We start from the raw sequence: 17,360 nt of genomic DNA on the forward strand, positions 1-17,360 counted from the left end.
CAAAGGGGAGAACATGGACGCCATCGCAGCGGTAACGCACGCCGATCCTTATCCGTATTACGCCGCGCTGGCTGCGCGGCCAGGGCTGTTTTTTGACGCCGGCCTGAAGCTGTGGATCGCGGCCGGCGCGGCCGACGTGGCGGCGGTGCTCGGCCATGCGGACCTGCGCGTGCGGCCGGCCGCCGAGCCGGTGCCGGCGGCCATTGCGGGCGGCAGCGCGGGGCAGGTGTTTGGCGCGCTGGTGCGCATGAACGACGGCGAGCGGCACGCGGCACCCAAGCTGGTGTTGCAGCGTGCATTGGCTAGCCTGGACCTCGCTGCCGTTCACGCCCGCGCCAGCGAAGTGGCGAACGCCGGCATAGCGGCTGCGCGCCCTGGCGTGGGCGGTGCGGGCGGCTCGGGCAAGGAGGACGATTCGCGTGTCCCGGCGCGCTGCTGGCCGATGCCTGGCGCATTATCGGCCTGGATGTTGGGCGTGCCGGTGCGGACTGTCGCCAGCCTGCTGGGCTTTCCAGATGCGCAGTTGCCGCAAGTGGCGGCGTGGATGGGCGAGTTTGTGGCCTGTTTGTCGCCACTCAGCAGCGCGGAGCAGGTGGCACGCTCACATGGCGCCGCGCTGGCGCTGCTGGACAGCTTCAAGGCGATGCTGCAGGCTTCCGGCGCGCTGCCCGGCAGCCTGCTGGCGAAGGTGCTGGCCGAAGCTGATGCGGCCGGGTGGAACAATGCCAATGCCATCCTGGCCAACCTGGTCGGCCTGCTGTCGCAGACCTATGAGGCTACGGCCGGGCTGATCGGCAACAGCGTCGTGGCGGTGCTGCGGGAGCCGGCCAGGGCCGGGCTGCCAGCTGCCGTGCTGGTGGCGAACGTGATGCGCGACGATCCGCCCATCCAGAACACGCGCCGCTTCGCCGCGCATGCCGTGGACATCGGCGGCGCGCGCGTCGAAGCGGGGCAGGCGATACTGGTACTGCTGGCCGCTGCGAACAAGGGCTATGGGCAGGGCGTACACGCCTGTCCCGGCCAGGCGCTGTCGCAGACCATCGCTGCCGCTGCGGTAGGCGTGCTGCTGCGCGACGGTCCGATTGCACCCATGGCGTGGCGCTATCGGCCTTCCGTGAACGCCCGCATTCCCGAATTTATTGACGCCCAGGGGAACGCATGATTGCCGTGATATTTGAAGTCTGGCCCAAGGCCGAGCATAAGCAGGAATACCTCGACATCGCCGCCAGCCTGCGGCCCTTGCTGGAACAGGTGGACGGGTTTATTTCCATCGAGCGCTTCCAGAGCCTGAGCGAGCCGGGCAAGCTGCTGTCGCTGTCCTTTTTCCGCGACGAGGCGGCGATCGCGCAGTGGCGCCAGCTGGAGGCGCATCGCGCCGCGCAGTCGGCGGGCCGCGCCGCCATCTTTGAGGATTACCGCCTGCGCATCGCCGGCGTGGTGCGCGACTATGGCCTCAACGAGCGCGCGCAGGCGCCAGCGGACAGCCGCGCGCGGCACGGCGCAGGCCAGGCGTAGATGCGGGCGAGGGTGCGGGCGCGGGCGCAACCGGGCGGCAGGCGGGACGAAGCTGGCCGCAGGCGGGCCGCAGCGCTGCGGCCGCGTGACCGGCCCCCTCCTCAGTGCCCTTTCTTCTGCACCAGTGCACTGCCCACGCCGTGGCGCTTGCCTTCGCTCACGGCGGTCACGGTGCCGTCGGCGTTGAACAGCAGCGCATTGGCCGCGCCGATCTCCTGCGGGGCGGGGCTCCAGCGCTGGCCGTATTTTTCCAGCGCCTTGGACGCATCGCTGCCACCGAAGCCCGGTTCGATATCGGTGACCGCGTTGTTGCGCTCGGACAGGCGCGGCGCGTCCACCGCCTGGTCCATGCTCATGCCCAGGTCCACGTGGTTGACGATGGTTTGCAGCACCGTGGTGATGATGGTGGAGCCGCCCGGGCTGCCGATCGAAAAGGCCGGTTTGCCGTCCTTGAACGCCAGCGTCGGCGACATGCTGCTGCGCGGACGCTTGCCCGCTTCCGGCACGTTGGGATGCGGGCCGCTGAAGTCGAAGTCCGTCATCTCGTTATTCAGCAGGAAGCCGTAGCCCGGCACCGTGATGCCGCTGCCGCCCCAGGACTCGATGGTGAAGGTGTAGGAAACGATGTTGCCCTCCTTGTCCGACACGGTCAGGTGCGTGGTGTGCGCGCTCTCCGACAGCAGCTTGGCGTTGGCCGGGCGCAGCGGCACGCTCTGGTCGTTCTGGAAGGGGTAGGGATCGCCCGCCTCGGCGCGCGCTGCGGCGCGCTGCGGATTGATCAGCTCCCGGCGCCGCGCGGCGTAGTCCTTGCTCATCAGGCCGGGCACCGGCGCCTCCACGTACTCAGGATCGGCCAGGTAGGCGTTGCGGTCGGCAAAGGCCAGGCGGCTCGCTTCCAGGTAAAGGTGTTCCACCTTCTCGCGCGGCATGGTTTTCAGGTCGAAGCCTTCCAGGATGTTGAGCGCTTCGGCCACCGCCACGCCGCCGCTGCTGGGCAGGGGCATGCCGTAGATGTCGTAGCCGCGGTAGGTGGAGCGCAGCGGCTGGCGGATGCGGGCCTCGTAGTTGGCCAAGTCGGCCATGGTCATCGCGCCGGCGCGCACCCCGGCGCCCGGCTGGTTCACGGCGTCGACGATGGCGCGCGCAATTTTGCCTTCATAGAAAACCTTGATACCGCCCGCCGCCAGCTCGCGGTAGGCCTTGGCCAGGTCCGGGTTGCGCAGCAGGCTGCCTTCCGGCAGGGCCTTGCCGTCCCTCAGATACAGCCTGGCCGTGGCCGGGAACTGCTTGAATTTGCCCTCGTTGGAGGCCACCAGGCGCGAGAAATTGCCGTTCACGCGGAAGCCCTCCGCAGCCACCTTGACGGCCGGCTGCAGCACCTTTTTCAGCGGCATCGAGCCGTAGCGGTCCAGCGCCTCGTGCCAGCCGCGCACCGTGCCCGGCACGCCGACCGACATGCCGCTGGCCACGGCCTGTTCAAAGTCCAGCTCCTTGCCGTCCTGCTGGAAGATGGTGGGCTTGAAGTTGGCGGGTGCGGTTTCGCGGTGGTCGATGGTGATCACGCGCTTGTCCTTGGCCAGATAGATCATCATGAAGCCGCCGCCGCCGATGCCGCAGCTGAACGGATCGGTCACGCCCAGCGTGGCTGCCGCTGCCACGGCCGCGTCAACCGCGTTGCCGCCCTGGTTCAGGATGGTCATGGCCGACTGGCTGGCCTGTTCGCTGATGGTGGCCACGGCGCCGCCGGTGCCGGTCGCCACCGGGCTCTTGGCCCAGGCGGCCGGCGCGGCGGCGATGATGATGATGGAAGAAACTAGCAGGGAAGGGAAGGCGCGGCAAGGGCGTGAGGTCATGTGCTCTCTTATCGGTGGCGAAGCTCGGTGGCTAGGAAACATCCACCCGCAAGCTTACCCGATAAGTTGGCGCCGGAGCATTCAGTGCCGGCGGGTCGGCCGGCTCCACGCCGCCCAGCGTGAAGCGCAGGCCCTGCTGGGTGGCGGTATTGCTACCGCCCGGCATCTTCTCCGCCAACACGAAATTGCTCGAATTGCCATTGTTGGTGAGCACAAAGCTGTAGCTGATATAGCCTTCCCACACGCAGACCGCGCCGGTCTTGCAGCGGCTGTCGTTGATGCGTTCCAGTTTCAGGGTGGCGGTAGGCGTCAGGGCCACGCTCTGGCCGGCGGTCAGGGTATAGGTGGCGCTCTTGCGCTGCGGTGCGGGTGCGGGCGCATCCCCGCCGCCGTTCTGCGCCACCACGCTGCACGCGGCAACGATGCCGAAACCGGCGAATGCGGTCAGTAAGCTGATGATTCTAAGCTGCATATTCATTCTCCTGTATGGATCAAAATATTAGCTAAAACACATCAAATGTGGCGCACGCGTGAAAATGGGGTCAGGGTTAGTTTTTAATTAACCCTGACCCCATTTTATTGTGTGGCGCTTTATACGTAGGCGGCGAGCGCGCCTTTCATTTTCTTCAAGGCGGCAGCTTCGATCTGGCGGATGCGCTCGGCGGAGACGCCGAATTCGTCGGCCAGGGTGTGCAGCGTGGCGCCGGAACCGTCGTCGTTGGCCAGCCAGCGGGCTTCCACGATGCGGCGCGAGCGCGGGTCGAGCTTGCCCAGCGCCGTTTCCAGGCCTTCGGAATGCAGGCGCGTCACTTGCTCGGCTTCCAGCACGCGGGTCGGCTCGCTTTGATCGGAGGACAGGTAGGCGATGGGCGCGAACTTGTCGTCTTCGTCGTCGGTCGGCGATTCCAGCGCGATGTCGCGGCCGCTCAGGCGCGTTTCCATTTCGATCACTTCTTCACGCTTCACGTCCAGCAGCTTGGCCAGCTGGTCGATCTGCGCCGGCGACATGGCGTCCAGGCCCTGCTTGTGGCTGCGCAGGTTGAAGAACAGCTTGCGCTGGGCCTTGGTGGTGGCCACTTTGACCAGGCGCCAGTTCTTCAGGATGTATTCGTGGATTTCAGCCTTGATCCAGTGCATGGCATACGACACCAGGCGCACGCCCTGGTCGGCGTCGAAACGCTTGACGGCTTTCATCAGGCCGATGTTGCCTTCCTGGATCAGGTCGGCGTGCGGCAGGCCGTAGCCCAGGTAGCCACGCGCGATCGAGACCACCAGGCGCAGGTGCGACAGCACCAGCTCCTGCGCGGCGCCCAGGTCGTTGTTGTCCTTGAGGTTGCGGCCCAGACGCTTTTCGTCTTCAGGCGTGAGCATAGGCAAGCGGTTGACCGCCGAAATGTAGGCGTCCAGGTTGCCCAGGTTGCCAGTGAATCCCAGTCCCAGTGCCATGGCATTTTTATTGGTGGGTACCAATGCGGCAGGTGCGGTCATCATAGTCATTTTTGTTTCCTCGCTCGTCGAACACGGAATGTTTCGGATTCTTGCATCTTGCGGGACACTTCTTAAACTCAGCTTAATATTGCATTTCAGCATGAGTTGAGGTATCGGTTGGACATATATTAGCACTCTCAATCGGAGAGTGCCAATTGCCGGATCAAATGACCCTGATAGCCGTAATGCTATGGGCTGATTCTATTCGATGGCTTTTGGCAAAGGCGTGGCAGGCCGCATTGTGTTTGCGAAACGTCAATGCGGACAGGATAACGGGGGGAGGATGACGGAACTGTGCGCGAACGCACGCTGCGGCGGGTTACGCGCTGCGCGCTAACCCGCCCTACGCCATCGCCCATCACCCGGGCCCGGGCCCGGGCCTGTAGGGCGGGTTAGCGAAGCGTAACCCGCCGGATCTCAGTTCAGCCGGGCAAGATGGCGCTGCACGGACAGCACGGCGCCGATCAAACCCAGCGTGGCCGACACGGCCAGCAGGCCGGCCATGGGCAGCGGCTCCAGCGGGGCCAACTGGAATTCCGAAGCGTACAAGCGGGCGAACTCGGCAATGGCCTTGTTGAGCGGCTGCAGCGCCAGCGCCACCGCGCCCAGCGCCACGCCGCCGGCGCACAGGCCGAGCAGGGCGCCGGTGTAGTAGAAGGGGCGGTGGATAAAGGTGTCGGTGGCGCCGATCAGCTTGGACACTAGGATTTCCTCGCGCTGCGTGAGCACCTGCAGCCGGATGGTGTTGAACACCACCGCCACCACCACCGTGCCCAGGGTGGCGGCCAGCAGCAGCAGGGCCAGCTTGAGGATGCCGATCAGCGCGGCCAGGCGCTTGACCCAGGCCGAATCAATCTGCACCGTATCCACGCCGGGCAGGCCACGCATCTGCTCGGCCAGCAGGTCCACGTCGAGGCCGGCGGCGGCGCTGCGGAAGGCGTCCAGCTTGACGATGTAGCTGTCCGGCAGCGGGTTTTCGCCCAGGGTGGCGATCACGTCCGACAGTCCGCTCTTGTCTTTCAGGTTGTCCAGCGCCTTTTCGCGCGGCACGAAGATGATCTTGGCGTCCTTCATCAGCTCGCGCAGCGGCGTGGCCAGCGCGGCAGCCTGCTCGCGCGTCACGTCCTGCTTCATGAACAGGCTGATTTCGGGATCGACCGACATCTGTTCGGACAGCGGCCGCACATTGTCCAGCAGGGTCAGGCCCATGAAGGGCAGCGCCAGGGCGATGGCCACCACCAGGATGTTGAACAGGAAACTGCCGGGCGCCTTGCGCAGGTGCACCAGGGCAGCGCCGAGCGCGAAGCCATGTTGACGGAACCAGCTGGTCATGCCGCCACCTCCTGCCGTGGCGCATCGCCTTCGATTTGCAGCTGGCCCTGTTTCAGGTGGATCACGCGCGCCGCGCCGGCCAGCACCTGGTCGTCATGGGTGGAGATCAGACAGGTCACGCCCACCGAGTGAAAGGCGCGCAGGGCGTCCAGCACGCGGTCGGCGCTGGCGCGGTCCAGGTTGGCGGTCGGCTCGTCGGCCAGGATGATCTGCGGACGGTTGACGATGGCGCGCGCGATCGATACGCGCTGCTGTTCACCGCCGGACAGGGCCAGCGGCGAAGCGTTGGCGCGGTCGCCCAGGCCCACCTTGTCGAGCGCGGCGCGGGCGCGCTGCTCGGCCTGGGCGCGCGGCTGGCCCGTCACCATCAGCGGCATCATGACGTTGGCGAGGATGGAGCGGTCGGCCAGCAGGCGCTGTTCCTGGAAGATCAGGCCCAGGTTGCGGCGCAAAAACGGCACGCCGGCCGGTTTCAGCTTGCCGATGTCCTGGCCGTTGACGATCACCTTGCCCGAGCTGGGGCGCTCCATGGCCGCGATCATCTTGAGGAGGGTGGACTTGCCGGCGCCGGACGGGCCGGCCAGGAACACCAGTTCGCCCTTGCCGACGGTCAGCGAGACGTCGCGCAGTGCGGTGGCGTCGGCAGAATATTGTTTGCTAACGTGCTGGAATTCAATCATGGGCGGGCGCCGTCCTTATCCATTATCCAAGCAGGGCTTCGACAAATTCCGTGGCGTTGAACGGCTGCAGGTCTTCGATGCGCTCGCCGATGCCGATGAAGTACACCGGCACCGGGCGCACGCGGGCAATCGCCGCGATCACACCGCCCTTGGCCGTGCCGTCCAGCTTGGTGATGATGAGGCCGCTCAGCTGCAGCGCGTCGTCGAAGGCTTTCACCTGCGCCAGCGCGTTCTGGCCGGTGTTGCCGTCGATCACCAGCAAGGTTTCATGCGGTGCGCCTTCCAGGCCCTTGCCCAGCACGCGTTTGACCTTTTTCAGCTCTTCCATCAGGTGCAGCTGGGTCGGCAGGCGGCCGGCGGTGTCGATCATCACCACGTCGATGCCCTTGGCCTTGGCCGACTGCACCGCGTCGTAGGACACGGCGGCTGGGTCGCCGGACTCCTGCGAGATGACGGTGACGTTGTTGCGCTGGCCCCACACCATCAGCTGCTCGCGCGCGGCAGCGCGGAAAGTGTCGCCGGCGGCCAGCAGCACGGACTGGCCGTGGCCCTGCATGTGCTTGGCCAGCTTGCCGATGGTGGTGGTCTTGCCGGCGCCGTTGACGCCGGAAATCATCATCACCAGCGGCTGGTGGCGGCCCAGCTCGAACGGCTTCTGCAGGGGCGCCAAGAGGTCGATCAACAGGGTTTTCAGCGCGGCCTTGACGGCGGCCGCGTCCAGCAGCTTGTCCTCCTTGACCTTGCGCTTGAGGGCGTCCAGCAGGAATTCGGTGGCGTCGATGCCGGCGTCGGACATCAGCAGGGCCGCTTCCAGCTCGTCGTAGAGCGCGTCGTCGATCTTCGCGCCGACGAACAGCACGGACAGGTTGGCGGAAGTCTTGGACAGGCCGGCTTTCAGGCGTGCCATCCAGTTCGGCTTGTCCTGCTCGGCGCCGGGGGCGCTCAGCGGGGCCAGAGCGGCCGGCAGCAGCGTGTCGGGGGCTGGCGCGGGGGCGACCGTGGGAGCGGGGGCGGCTGCCGTGGGCAGGGCGGGGGGAGTCTCAGGCTGGACAGGTTTTTTCTTGAAGAAGCTAAACATGGGTGTGCGGTAGAGGGCTTCAAGCGAAGGTCCGGCGGCGCCGGACGGGGGAAATCTGCCGGTATTCTACCAGAGCGCGGGCGGCCAGCCGCAGCGGGGTTGTTCGATGATCAACCTATCGGCAAGGCCTGGGTGCGCACGCGCACGCGCCAGTCGGCGATGCCGCCGGCGATTTCGGCCAGCTGGAACACACGCACGAAGGCGGGCGGGCGCTTGCGCAGCGCCGAGCAGTTGCCGCCGGCCCAGATTTCCACGGTGTCCGGCAGGCGCGCGCGCAGCTCCTTGAGGCCGTCCAGCGCCTGGCGCGGGTTCATCGAGGCCGACAGCGACAGCGCCACGATGTCCACGCCCAGGCTGCGGGCGGCATCGGCGATGTCGGGCACCGGGGTCTGGATGCCGAGCGAGATGGCGTGCGCGCCTTCGGCGGCAAACAGCGCTTCGGCCATCAAGAGGCCCAGGCCGTGGCGTTCCTGCGGCAGGGTGGTGAGCAGGATGCGCGGGCGCGGCGCGCCGTTGTGGCTGGCGTTCGCCTGCGGCACGGAAAAGATGGCGCTGCGCATCACCATCTGCAGCGATTCGGCGAACAGATGTTCTTCAAACACGGCAAAGCGGCCGGAGGCCCAGGCGTCGCCCACCATGACGGTAAGCGGGGTGACCAGTTCGATGACGAAGCTTTTCAGGCCCATCACCAGCAGCGCCTGCGACAGCTTGCGGCGCAGCGCGTCCATCTGGTGCGCCTTGCACAAGTCGAGGTAGACCTGCAGTTCCGGGTGGTGCGCGCGGCTGCGCGCCTTGTTGCTGTCGGCGGCCTTCTCGGCCAGGGCCTGCAGCTCTTCCGGGCTGTACTGGATGACTTTACCGGGGCGGAAGCCGAGATCGATCAGCCTTTTCACCAGGCGCAGCTTGACCACCTGTTCGGTGGGATAGACGCGCTCGCCGAACGGGTCGCGCAGGGGCTGCGGAAAATCGTAGCGGCGCTCCCAGACGCGCAAGGTTTCCTTGGCCACGCCGGTGTCGCGCTCAACGTCGCTGATGGTACTGGGGACTGTCAAAGAGGGGGCCTCAGTGTTCATTTTGCCTAAGCGGCCACGTGTTCGGGGTGGCCGCGCTTTCTGTGCGGACGGACTTGCGCCGGGGCCGCGATTTGCATTCTACAATCGTTTCGATAGAGAAAGTGTCCCGTCCCGGCAGGGGGGCGCTCCCCGAAACTTCCCTATGACAGACCTTGTCCACGACACAGGCGAGCCAGCCTGAACAATGTTGATGATTCCGCCGGAAGTGCTTGATTTGTCGTAGACAATAAAAGTCAACTTTTTCGAAAAAAAATTTCTGCAAGTGTTGTATCGAAGAAGCGCTTCGGCACAGGCTAGCGGCAGCGGAAGCGGCCTCGTCAGGTAAACCATAGGCGCTCCGCCGGCGCCGTCAAGGGCGCGCCGCAGAAGGCTCGGGGACAGGGGTTTTTGGCCCAACATTCTATTGTGGAAATTACTTATAACTAACAAGTCCGAGCAGAATCTGCCCGTTTGCTGTATAAATAATGTTGTTTGGTTCAGCTTGCAGTTCAGTCTACGGTGCACACTGGACGATTCATAACACTTGCTGGATTAGCAAACGGCCAGTATAGTGCCGCCTCCAGAGCCGACCGCTCTGTGACAAAGCCGGCAACAACGAGCGGCAGCCTATATAAGTGACGCGTTTCTTATCCGAAATCGCAGTGCGGCAATCGGGGATTGCCCTCACAAATTACAAAGTGTGGTGCTTGCGAAGCAGGCGCCGACAAGCACAAGAATTGAGCCGTGGTTCCAGCTTTACCCTTTTATGCAACACAAACTGAAGGAAACTCGTAATGAAAAAAACTCTGATCTCCATCGCAGTTCTCGGTGCAATGAGCAATGCTGCTTTTGCCCAATCGAACGTCACCATCTACGGTATCGTTGATGCCGGCCTGGTCTCCGAGCGTGGCGGCAAAGCAGGTAACGTAACGAAAGTGGCCAGTGGTGTTGCCAGTACCTCGCGTATCGGCTTCCGCGGTACCGAAGACCTGGGTGGCGGCCTGTCCGCAGTGTTCCTGCTGGAATCGGGCTTCGCAGCCGACACCGGCGTGGGCGACGCATCCGGCCTGTTCCAGCGTCAATCGTACGTAGGCCTGGTGTCGAAAGAAGCCGGCTCGCTGACCCTGGGCCGCCAGTACACCCCGCTGTACAACACCCTGGTGCAAGTTGCCGATCCATTCCAGGCTGGCCTGGCTGGTTCCGCTAAAAACCTGTTCTCCGCTTCGGGCGCCAGCGTGCGTATCTCGAACTCGGTCAACTACAAGACCCCAACCTACAGCGGCTTCAGCGGTGAACTGCAGTACGGCGTAGGCGAACAAGCCAAAGCCGACGCTGGCCGTCAACTGGGCGTGTCCGCTGGCTACAGCAACGGTCCTCTGAACGTACGCGTCGCTTACAGCGCACGCAACAACGACACCGCAACCGCCGGCGTGCCAGTGGTGAACCGCGACTACGCGCACAACACCCTGATCGCTGCGAACTACGACTGGACCGTGGTAAAAGGCTACCTGGCATACGCCAAGGACAAGGGCCCAACCTCGTCGCCTATCCCTAACCCAACCGCGTTCACCGCGACCGCCGTTGCCGCTTCGACCAACAGCGACACCACCCTGATCGGCGCAACCGCTCCGATCGGCGGCGCAGGCACCCTGATGGCTTCGTACATCCGCAAGGATGACAACGAAGTGGCAAACCGCGATGCTGACCAGTGGGCACTGGGCTACTCGCACGCCCTGTCGAAGCGTACCAGCACCTACGTTGCTTACGCCAAGATCAAGAACAAGCGCGGCGCCAGCTACACCGTTGGCAACAACGCTGATGCCGGTTCGGGCGACAAAGCCTTCAACGTGGGCATCAAGCACACCTTCTAATTCCCTTTAAACGGAATGGAATGCTGAGAACGGCGGCCTGCGGGCCGCCGTTTTCTATTCCGATGCTAGAATTGCACCCCATGAAAATTGCCCATCTCACCTATCAAGTTGCGTGTTTCTCCCTGCTGGCCGCCAGTGCCGCGATCGCCGCCCCCAAGACGGCCGGCAAGCCCGGCGCGCCCGGCCTGCCGCGCTACGGCATGGCGGTGTATTCGGACTTGTGCGTGCACCCGGAAAGCGGGGAGTTCGGCGGCCAGCGCATCAGCGTGCAGCGCTTTGCCGAAGTGGATACGGTGATTTATGAATTCACGGCGGGCGGCCTGAGCTGGCCGCTGGTGGCGGGCGACGTCAACATCGACCCGCAGGGCAGGCAGATGTATTTCACGGTGCGGGTGGACGAGGAAGAGCGCACCATAAGCGGAAAGTTCGCAGACAAAGGCGACACCTTGGTGCTCGATGGCGGCTATTGCGGCCAGCCGGACGTGCCGGCCAGGCTCAGGAAGGTGAAAGATTTCGGGCGCGCCGCGCCAGCGTGCAAGCCGTGCCCGGCGGCCAAGCCGGCTCCCCTGGAGCCGGAAGATGCAGCGCCTGCGGTGCCGAAGATGCCGCACGAAGCACCCGTCAAGCAAGCCGCGCCGCAGCCGCAGCAGGCTTGAGGGGAGGGGCGGCGCTGCGACTGGCGGGTTACACGTGCCGCTCGGCGCGCTCCGCTAACCCGCCCTACGAGCTACGAGCCGCCTCGGCGTTCTTGCGGATGGTGTCCAGGGTCGCGCCAGGCGTAATCAGGTTGCCGTCATAGCGCAGCTCTATCACTGCCGGCAACTGCTTGCCGCGCGTATGCTCCAGCGCCCGCTTGAGCGCAGGCGCGAACTGCGCCGTCTCGGTCACCACGTCGCCATGCGCGCCGTAAGCCTGCGCCAGCGCAGCGAAGTCCGGGTTATGCAGCTCCGTGCCCGACACGCGCCCCGGATAGTTCTTCTCCTGGTGCATGCGGATGGTGCCGAACATGCTGTTATTGAACACGATAATGATCACGCCCGCCTTGTACTGCACGGCGGTGGCCAGCTCCTGGCCGTTCATCATGTACTCGCCGTCGCCCGCGAAGGTGATCACGGTGCGCGCCGGGTCGATGATCTTGGCCGCCACGCCGGCAGGCACGCTGTAGCCCATGGCGCCGCTGGTGGGCGCCAGCTGGGTGCGCATGCCGCCGTAGCGATGGAAGCGGTGCGCCCAGGTAGCGTAGTTGCCGGCGCCGTTGGTGATGATGGTGTCGGCCGGCGTCAGCGCATCCATGTCCTGCACCAGCTGCCACAGGTCCAGCGGGGCCTTGCCGTCCTGGAAGATCGGCGGCTGCTGCTGGAAGGCCAGGTAGTCGGCCCTGGCCTCGGCCACGCTGCCCTGCCAGGCGGAAGCGTCCACCGGCTCCATCTGCGCCAGCATGGCGGCCGCTTGCGGCATGCCGCTGGCGATCATCAGCTCGCCCTGGTAGACGCTGCCCAGTTCCTCCGGGCTGGCGTGGATGTGCACCAGGCGCTGCTGCGGCACCGGCGAGGACAGCAGCTCGTAGCCGCTGGTGGTCATCTCGCCCAGGCGCGGGCCGATGGCGATCAGCACGTCCGCGTTCTTCACGCGCGCGGCCAGTTTCGGGTTGATGCCGATGCCCACGTCGCCTGCGTAGTGCGGGTGATGGTTGTCCAGCAGATCCTGGAAGCGGAAGGCGCAAGCGACCGGCAGCGCGTTCGCCTCGGCGAAGCGCTGCACGTCGGCGCAGGCCTGCGCATTCCAGCCGCCGCCGCCCAGCAGTACCAGCGGGCGCCTGGCCTCGGCCAGCATGGCGCGCAGCTGCGCCATCTGCGGCTGCGACGGTGCGCCCTGGGTCGGCTGGTAGCGGCCGGTGTCGGCCACCGCCGCCATGGTGGTCAGCATGTCTTCGGGCAAAGCCAGCACCACCGGGCCGGGGCGGCCGCTGGTGGCCACTTGGAAGGCGCGCGCCATGTATTCGGGGATGCGGTCGGCGCGGTCGATCTGCGCCACCCATTTCGCCATCTGGCCATACATGCGGCGGTAATCGATTTCCTGGAAAGCCTCGCGGTCCATGAAATCGCTGCCCACCTGGCCGATGAACAGGATCATCGGGGTCGAGTCCTGGAACGCCGTGTGCACGCCGATGGACGCGTTGGTGGCGCCCGGGCCGCGCGTGACGAAGCAGATGCCTGGCTGGCCGGTCATCTTGCCGTAGGCCTCGGCCATGAATGCCGCGCCGCCCTCCTGGCGGTTGATGATGAAGCGGATGCCGGACTCGTGCAGGGCGTCCAGCACGTCCAGGTAGCTTTCGCCGGGCACGCCGAAGGCGGTGTCGACGCCGTGGATCTTCAGGGCGTCCACCAGAATCTGGCCACCGGTGCGGGAGGGATGCGTCATGGTCTAACCTTTATGGTGAGAAATGCGGGAAAGTGATGCGGCATTCTACGGCCACCCCGGCGCTGCGGCTTTTGAAATGGCGACATCAAATTTCCAAAATGGGGTCAGGGTTAATTTTCACGGCAACTTTTCGCGTGGCGAAAACTAACCCTGACCCCATTTTTTTTGCGACAGGGGCGCGTGGTACAATATGCCCTGAAGCAAGCCAGACAGCCGCTGGCCGATGCAGCAATGCAGAGGCGGGAGGAAGGTCCGGACTCCATAGAGCGGGGTGACGGTTAACGGCCGTCCGCTGAAAGCCGCAAGGTATAAGGCGAGGAATAGGGCCACAGAGACGAGCGTATTAAGTTACGGTGAAACGCGGTAACCTCCACCTGGTGCAATTTCAAATAGGCACGCGATGATGCTGCTCGCGGAGCGTGCGGGTAGAAAGCTTGAGCGCTGGAGTAATCCAGCGCCTAGAGGAATGGCTGTCATAGCGCGGACCCGCAAGGGCGAGCGCCGTAACAAAATCCGGCCTATCGGCTTGCTTCAACTGAATACATTGTTTTGCATGGGGACATGCCAATGAAACGATACATCCTGGCGCTCGACCAGGGGACCACCAGCTCGCGCGCCATCCTGTTCGATCATCAGGGCCACATCCACGGCAGCGCGGCGCTGGAATATCCGCAGCATTACCCTCGTCCCGGCTGGGTCGAGCACGACCCCAACGAAATCTGGAACAGCCAGCTCACCGTCGCCCGCAAGGTGCTGCACGACAACCATGTCGACCCGCAGCAGGTGCGCGCCATCGGCATCGCCAACCAGCGCGAAACCACCGTGGTGTGGGACCGCAAGACCGGCGAGCCGATTGCGCCCGCCATCGTCTGGCAAGACCGGCGTACCGCCGACATCTGCGACCAGCTGCGCGCCGACGGCAAGGCCAGGCAGATCGCCGAGTGCACCGGCCTGGAGCTGGACGCTTACTTCTCCGCCACCAAGATCAAATGGCTGCTGGACCACGTGCCCGGCGCGCGCGAGCGGGCCCGCCACGGCGCCCTGGCCTTCGGCACCATCGATTCCTGGCTGGCCTGGAAGCTGTGCGGCGTGCACGTGACCGACGTCAGCAACGCCTCCCGTACCATGCTGTTCAACATCCACCTGATGCGCTGGGACGCGGACCTGCTGGCGCTGTTCGACATCCCCGAGCAGATGCTGCCGCAGGTGGTGTCTTCCAGCGAAGAAATCGGCATGACGCGGGCAGCCCTGTTCGGGCGCGAAATCCCGGTGGCGGGCATCGCGGGCGACCAGCAGGCCGCCACGTTCGGCCAGGCCTGCCATCAGCCGGGCATGGTCAAGAACACTTATGGCACCGGCTGTTTCATGCTGATGCACGCCGGGCGGCACGCGGCCGTGTCGCGCAACCGCCTGCTGTCCACGGTGGGCTGGCGCGTGGACGGGCACACCGACTACCTGCTGGAAGGCAGCGTTTTCATGGGCGGCGCCACGGTGCAGTGGCTGCGCGACGGCCTGGGTATCATCAAGCAGTCCAGCGACGTGGAAGCGCTGGCCAGCAGCGTGCCCGACAGCGATGGCGTGCTGCTGGTGCCGGCCTTCACCGGTTTGGGCGCGCCGCACTGGGACCCGTATGCGCGCGGCACGCTGATGGGCATGACGCGCGGCACCACGGCGGCGCACATCGCGCGCGCGGCGGTGGAGGCCATCGCCTACCAGAGCGCCGAGCTGCTGGCCGCCATGCAAAGGGACGTGGCCACGTCGCACCGTTCCATTCCGGTGACGGAAGTGCGCGCCGACGGCGGCGCCGCCCGCAACGACTTGCTGATGCAGTTCCAGGCCGATTTGCTGGGCGTGCCGGTGCTGCGGCCCAAGGTCACCGAGACCACGGCGCTGGGCGCGGCCTACCTGGCGGGGCTGGCGGTCGGGTTCTGGGAGTCGACCGCGGAGATCGCCGCACAATGGCAATGCGAACGCCGCTTCGAGCCCGCCATGGGCGCCGACCAGCGCGCCGCGCTGCTGTCCCGCTGGTCCCGCGCCGTCGAGCGCGCCAAGGGCTGGGACGCGCCGCTCTGAGCGGCTGGCGTTCCCGACTACCTCATGGGCAACACATTCCATACCGCCGTTCCGCTCCTCCAGACCGGGCGATTGACGCTGCGTGAATACCGGCGTGCGGACTTCGGCGCATTTGCGGACCATTTGACGGACCCGGAAAGTTCGGCTCACCTGGGGCCGTCCGATCGTTACACGGCCTGGCGAATTTTCAGTTCCCAGTCTGGCCTTTGGCTCATAGATGGCGCTGGCTGGTGGGCTGTGGAGAACAGCCACACCGGCCAGCTTGTCGGCAACGTAGGCGCGTTCTTTCGCGAGGACTCCACCGCGATGGAGATCGGCTGGAATACTTACCGGGCGTTCTGGGGACAGGGTATCGCCATCGAAGCAGCAGCGGCAGTCCTGGACCATGTGTTCGACGTTCGGCGCGAGCCGAAAGTTCGCGCGCTGATCACCGCTGCCAATGTATCGTCGCGCCGCGTTGCCGAGCGGCTTGGCATGACTTACGAAATGGAAACTGAGCTTCACGGCAAAGTTATCCAGAGCTATATGCGTGAACGCTGACGGCCGTTTGCATTAACGGACGATTTTTGCGTTGCGGCCCCGAAAGCATGTCGATTTCGTGCGCCGCTATCCGTCGTAGGGAAGAAGCACCGCATGCCCATTCCACTTTTCGAAGGAAGACGCCATGAAAAAACAAATCATCCTCAACTTGCCGGTAAAAGACTTGAACAAGTCGAAGGCCTTCTTTTCCGCACTCGGCTTCACATTCGATGCCCGGTTCAGCGGCGAGAACGCAGTCTTCATGCACATCGCCGGCGACACCATCCAGGCCATGCTGACGAGCGAGCCTTTCTTCCAGTCCCTGATCGACAAGCCCGTCGTGCAGGCGAAGGAAGCCAACGAGGTCGTCATCTGCCTGAGCTGCGAAAGCCGGGAAGAAGTCGACATGCTCATCGCCAGGGCCGTCGCCGCGGGCGGCCGCACGCCGCACCCGCCGGAGGACCACGGCTTCATGTATGACCAGGGTTTCGAGGACATTGACGGCCACCTGTGGAACCTGGTCTGGTCGGCGCCGGAAGCCTGAACGCCTGCGCTTTGTGTCAACCGCCCATCATCGGCAGGAAGCTCTTGCTGAGCGGGACCGTCACGGCCGCCAGCAGGGTTTGCAGGGTGATCAGGGCCGCCATCAGGCGCGTGTCGCCGCCCAGCTGCTTGGACATGATGTAGGCGTTGGGCGCGGCCGGCAGTGCGCAGTAGAAGGTGGCCGCCAGCGCCACCGGCGCGGACACCGCAAACAGCACGCATACCTTGGCCGCCACCAGCGGCAGCGCCACCAGCTTGAGCAGCGAGGCCCAGCCCAGCGCCACCGGCCGCAACCCCTGCAGCGAGAACACCAGCCCGCTGCCCACGCACACCAGGCCCAGGCACAGCGCGGCCTTGCCCAGGATGTCGAGCGTGTTCATCAGCGGCAGCGGGACGGCGATGCCGGACAGGCTCACCAGCATGCCCGCCAGCGTGGACAGGATGATGGGATTGCGCGCCAGCGTCTTGCCGATCTGGCGCAGGTCGGCCTTGCTGCCGCTCCACCATGACAGCGCAATGATGGACACCACGTTCACCACCGGCAGGCACAGCGCCAGCGACAGCATCACCAGCGCGGCCGTCCCGGCGTCGAAAAACAGCGAGGACACGGCCAGCCCGAAGTAGGTGTTGGGCCGCATCGCGCCCTGCACCACGGACGAGCGGCTGGCGCCGGGCAGGCCGCGCGCGCCCAGCATGCCCAGCAGCGTGACGCCGATGATGATGAAGGTCGGCAGCAGCGTGGCCAGCGCCAGTTCCCCCACCTGGCCGCCGGCAAAGCTGAGCCGTGCCGTGCCGGCGAACAGCAGCGCGGGGAAGGCGATGTTGTAGGAGAACTTTTCTATCGAGGGAAAGAACGCTTCCGGCAGCCACTCGTAGTGGCGGATGGCCACGCCCAGCAGGATGATCAGAAAAACGGGAAGGATGGATGCGAGCAT

Annotated in this window: 16 protein-coding genes and 1 other RNA gene; 8 read left to right on the forward strand and 9 right to left on the reverse strand. The window is 65.2% G+C overall.

Features of this window, described 5'->3' with window-relative positions; all coding sequences use genetic code 11:
• Positions 1 to 13: 13 nt before the first annotated feature.
• Entirely contained in the window at positions 14 to 1,162 is a 1,149-nt protein-coding gene (locus ASC94_RS19060; protein WP_056398745.1) for a cytochrome P450, read from the forward strand.
• Positions 1,159 to 1,515 (forward strand): antibiotic biosynthesis monooxygenase, encoded by a 357-nt coding sequence (locus tag ASC94_RS19065; RefSeq protein ID WP_056398748.1) that lies wholly within the window; start codon positions 1,159 to 1,161, stop codon positions 1,513 to 1,515. The genes ASC94_RS19060 and ASC94_RS19065 overlap by 4 nt, the downstream gene beginning before the upstream one ends.
• A gap of 101 nt (positions 1,516 to 1,616) precedes the next feature.
• Here the strand turns inward: ASC94_RS19065 and ggt are convergent, their stop codons facing one another.
• The 7 genes from ggt to ASC94_RS19100 form a co-directional block, all read right to left on the reverse strand.
• Positions 1,617 to 3,368: a gamma-glutamyltransferase gene (ggt, locus tag ASC94_RS19070; protein ID WP_056398752.1), complete on the reverse strand. Its 1,752-nt coding sequence runs from the start codon at positions 3,366 to 3,368 to the stop codon at positions 1,617 to 1,619.
• Positions 3,369 to 3,399: 31 nt separating this feature from the next.
• Positions 3,400 to 3,840 carry a hypothetical protein gene (locus tag ASC94_RS19075; RefSeq protein WP_157201517.1) on the reverse strand — a complete coding sequence of 147 codons (441 nt, stop codon included), beginning with the start codon at positions 3,838 to 3,840 and terminating at the stop codon, positions 3,400 to 3,402.
• Positions 3,841 to 3,959: 119 nt separating this feature from the next.
• Positions 3,960 to 4,859: an RNA polymerase sigma factor RpoH gene (rpoH, locus tag ASC94_RS19080; protein WP_056398755.1), complete on the reverse strand. Its 900-nt coding sequence runs from the start codon at positions 4,857 to 4,859 to the stop codon at positions 3,960 to 3,962.
• Between the two features lie 414 nt (positions 4,860 to 5,273).
• Positions 5,274 to 6,188, reverse strand: a complete 915-nt coding sequence (ftsX, locus tag ASC94_RS19085) for a permease-like cell division protein FtsX (protein ID WP_056398758.1) — start codon at positions 6,186 to 6,188, stop codon at positions 5,274 to 5,276.
• A complete protein-coding gene (locus ASC94_RS19090) occupies positions 6,185 to 6,868 on the reverse strand; it encodes a cell division ATP-binding protein FtsE (RefSeq protein ID WP_056398761.1) in 684 nt (227 codons plus the stop codon). The genes ftsX and ASC94_RS19090 overlap by 4 nt, the downstream gene beginning before the upstream one ends.
• Before the next feature lie 22 nt (positions 6,869 to 6,890).
• Entirely contained in the window at positions 6,891 to 7,946 is a 1,056-nt protein-coding gene (gene ftsY / locus ASC94_RS19095; RefSeq protein WP_056398764.1) for a signal recognition particle-docking protein FtsY, read from the reverse strand.
• A 110-nt stretch (positions 7,947 to 8,056) separates the two neighbouring features.
• Entirely contained in the window at positions 8,057 to 8,998 is a 942-nt protein-coding gene (locus tag ASC94_RS19100; protein WP_229417338.1) for a MerR family transcriptional regulator, read from the reverse strand.
• Between the two features lie 794 nt (positions 8,999 to 9,792).
• On the opposite strand from ASC94_RS19100, the gene ASC94_RS19105 reads away from it, so the two are divergent.
• Both ASC94_RS19105 and ASC94_RS19110 read left to right on the forward strand, forming a co-directional pair.
• Entirely contained in the window at positions 9,793 to 10,869 is a 1,077-nt protein-coding gene (locus ASC94_RS19105; protein ID WP_056398772.1) for a porin, read from the forward strand.
• Between the two features lie 80 nt (positions 10,870 to 10,949).
• Positions 10,950 to 11,525, forward strand: coding sequence for a hypothetical protein (locus ASC94_RS19110; RefSeq protein ID WP_056398773.1), 576 nt, complete (start codon positions 10,950 to 10,952; stop codon positions 11,523 to 11,525).
• Between the two features lie 64 nt (positions 11,526 to 11,589).
• On the opposite strand, the gene ASC94_RS19115 is transcribed toward ASC94_RS19110, so the two are convergent.
• Complete coding sequence (locus ASC94_RS19115) at positions 11,590 to 13,290, reverse strand: thiamine pyrophosphate-binding protein (RefSeq protein WP_056398776.1); 1,701 nt, start codon at positions 13,288 to 13,290, stop codon at positions 11,590 to 11,592.
• Positions 13,291 to 13,487: 197 nt separating this feature from the next.
• Between ASC94_RS19115 and rnpB the strand changes: the two genes are divergently transcribed.
• The 4 genes from rnpB (at position 13,488) to ASC94_RS19130 (ending at position 16,426) form a co-directional block, all read left to right on the forward strand.
• Positions 13,488 to 13,827: RNase P RNA component class A (gene rnpB / locus ASC94_RS20500), an RNA gene on the forward strand.
• A 30-nt stretch (positions 13,828 to 13,857) separates the two neighbouring features.
• Complete coding sequence (glpK, locus tag ASC94_RS19120; RefSeq protein WP_056398779.1) at positions 13,858 to 15,363, forward strand: glycerol kinase GlpK; 1,506 nt, start codon at positions 13,858 to 13,860, stop codon at positions 15,361 to 15,363.
• A 24-nt stretch (positions 15,364 to 15,387) separates the two neighbouring features.
• A complete protein-coding gene (locus tag ASC94_RS19125; protein WP_056398781.1) occupies positions 15,388 to 15,903 on the forward strand; it encodes a GNAT family N-acetyltransferase in 516 nt (171 codons plus the stop codon).
• 124 nt (positions 15,904 to 16,027) lie between these two features.
• Positions 16,028 to 16,426 carry a VOC family protein gene (locus ASC94_RS19130; protein WP_056398783.1) on the forward strand — a complete coding sequence of 133 codons (399 nt, stop codon included), beginning with the start codon at positions 16,028 to 16,030 and terminating at the stop codon, positions 16,424 to 16,426.
• Between the two features lie 16 nt (positions 16,427 to 16,442).
• Here the strand turns inward: ASC94_RS19130 and ASC94_RS19135 are convergent, their stop codons facing one another.
• Positions 16,443 to 17,360: an AEC family transporter gene (locus ASC94_RS19135; RefSeq protein ID WP_056398786.1), complete on the reverse strand. Its 918-nt coding sequence runs from the start codon at positions 17,358 to 17,360 to the stop codon at positions 16,443 to 16,445.

Origin of the sequence: Massilia sp. Root418, assembly GCF_001425265.1 — a bacterium.
Taxonomy (GTDB): Bacteria; Pseudomonadota; Gammaproteobacteria; order Burkholderiales; family Burkholderiaceae_D; genus Rugamonas.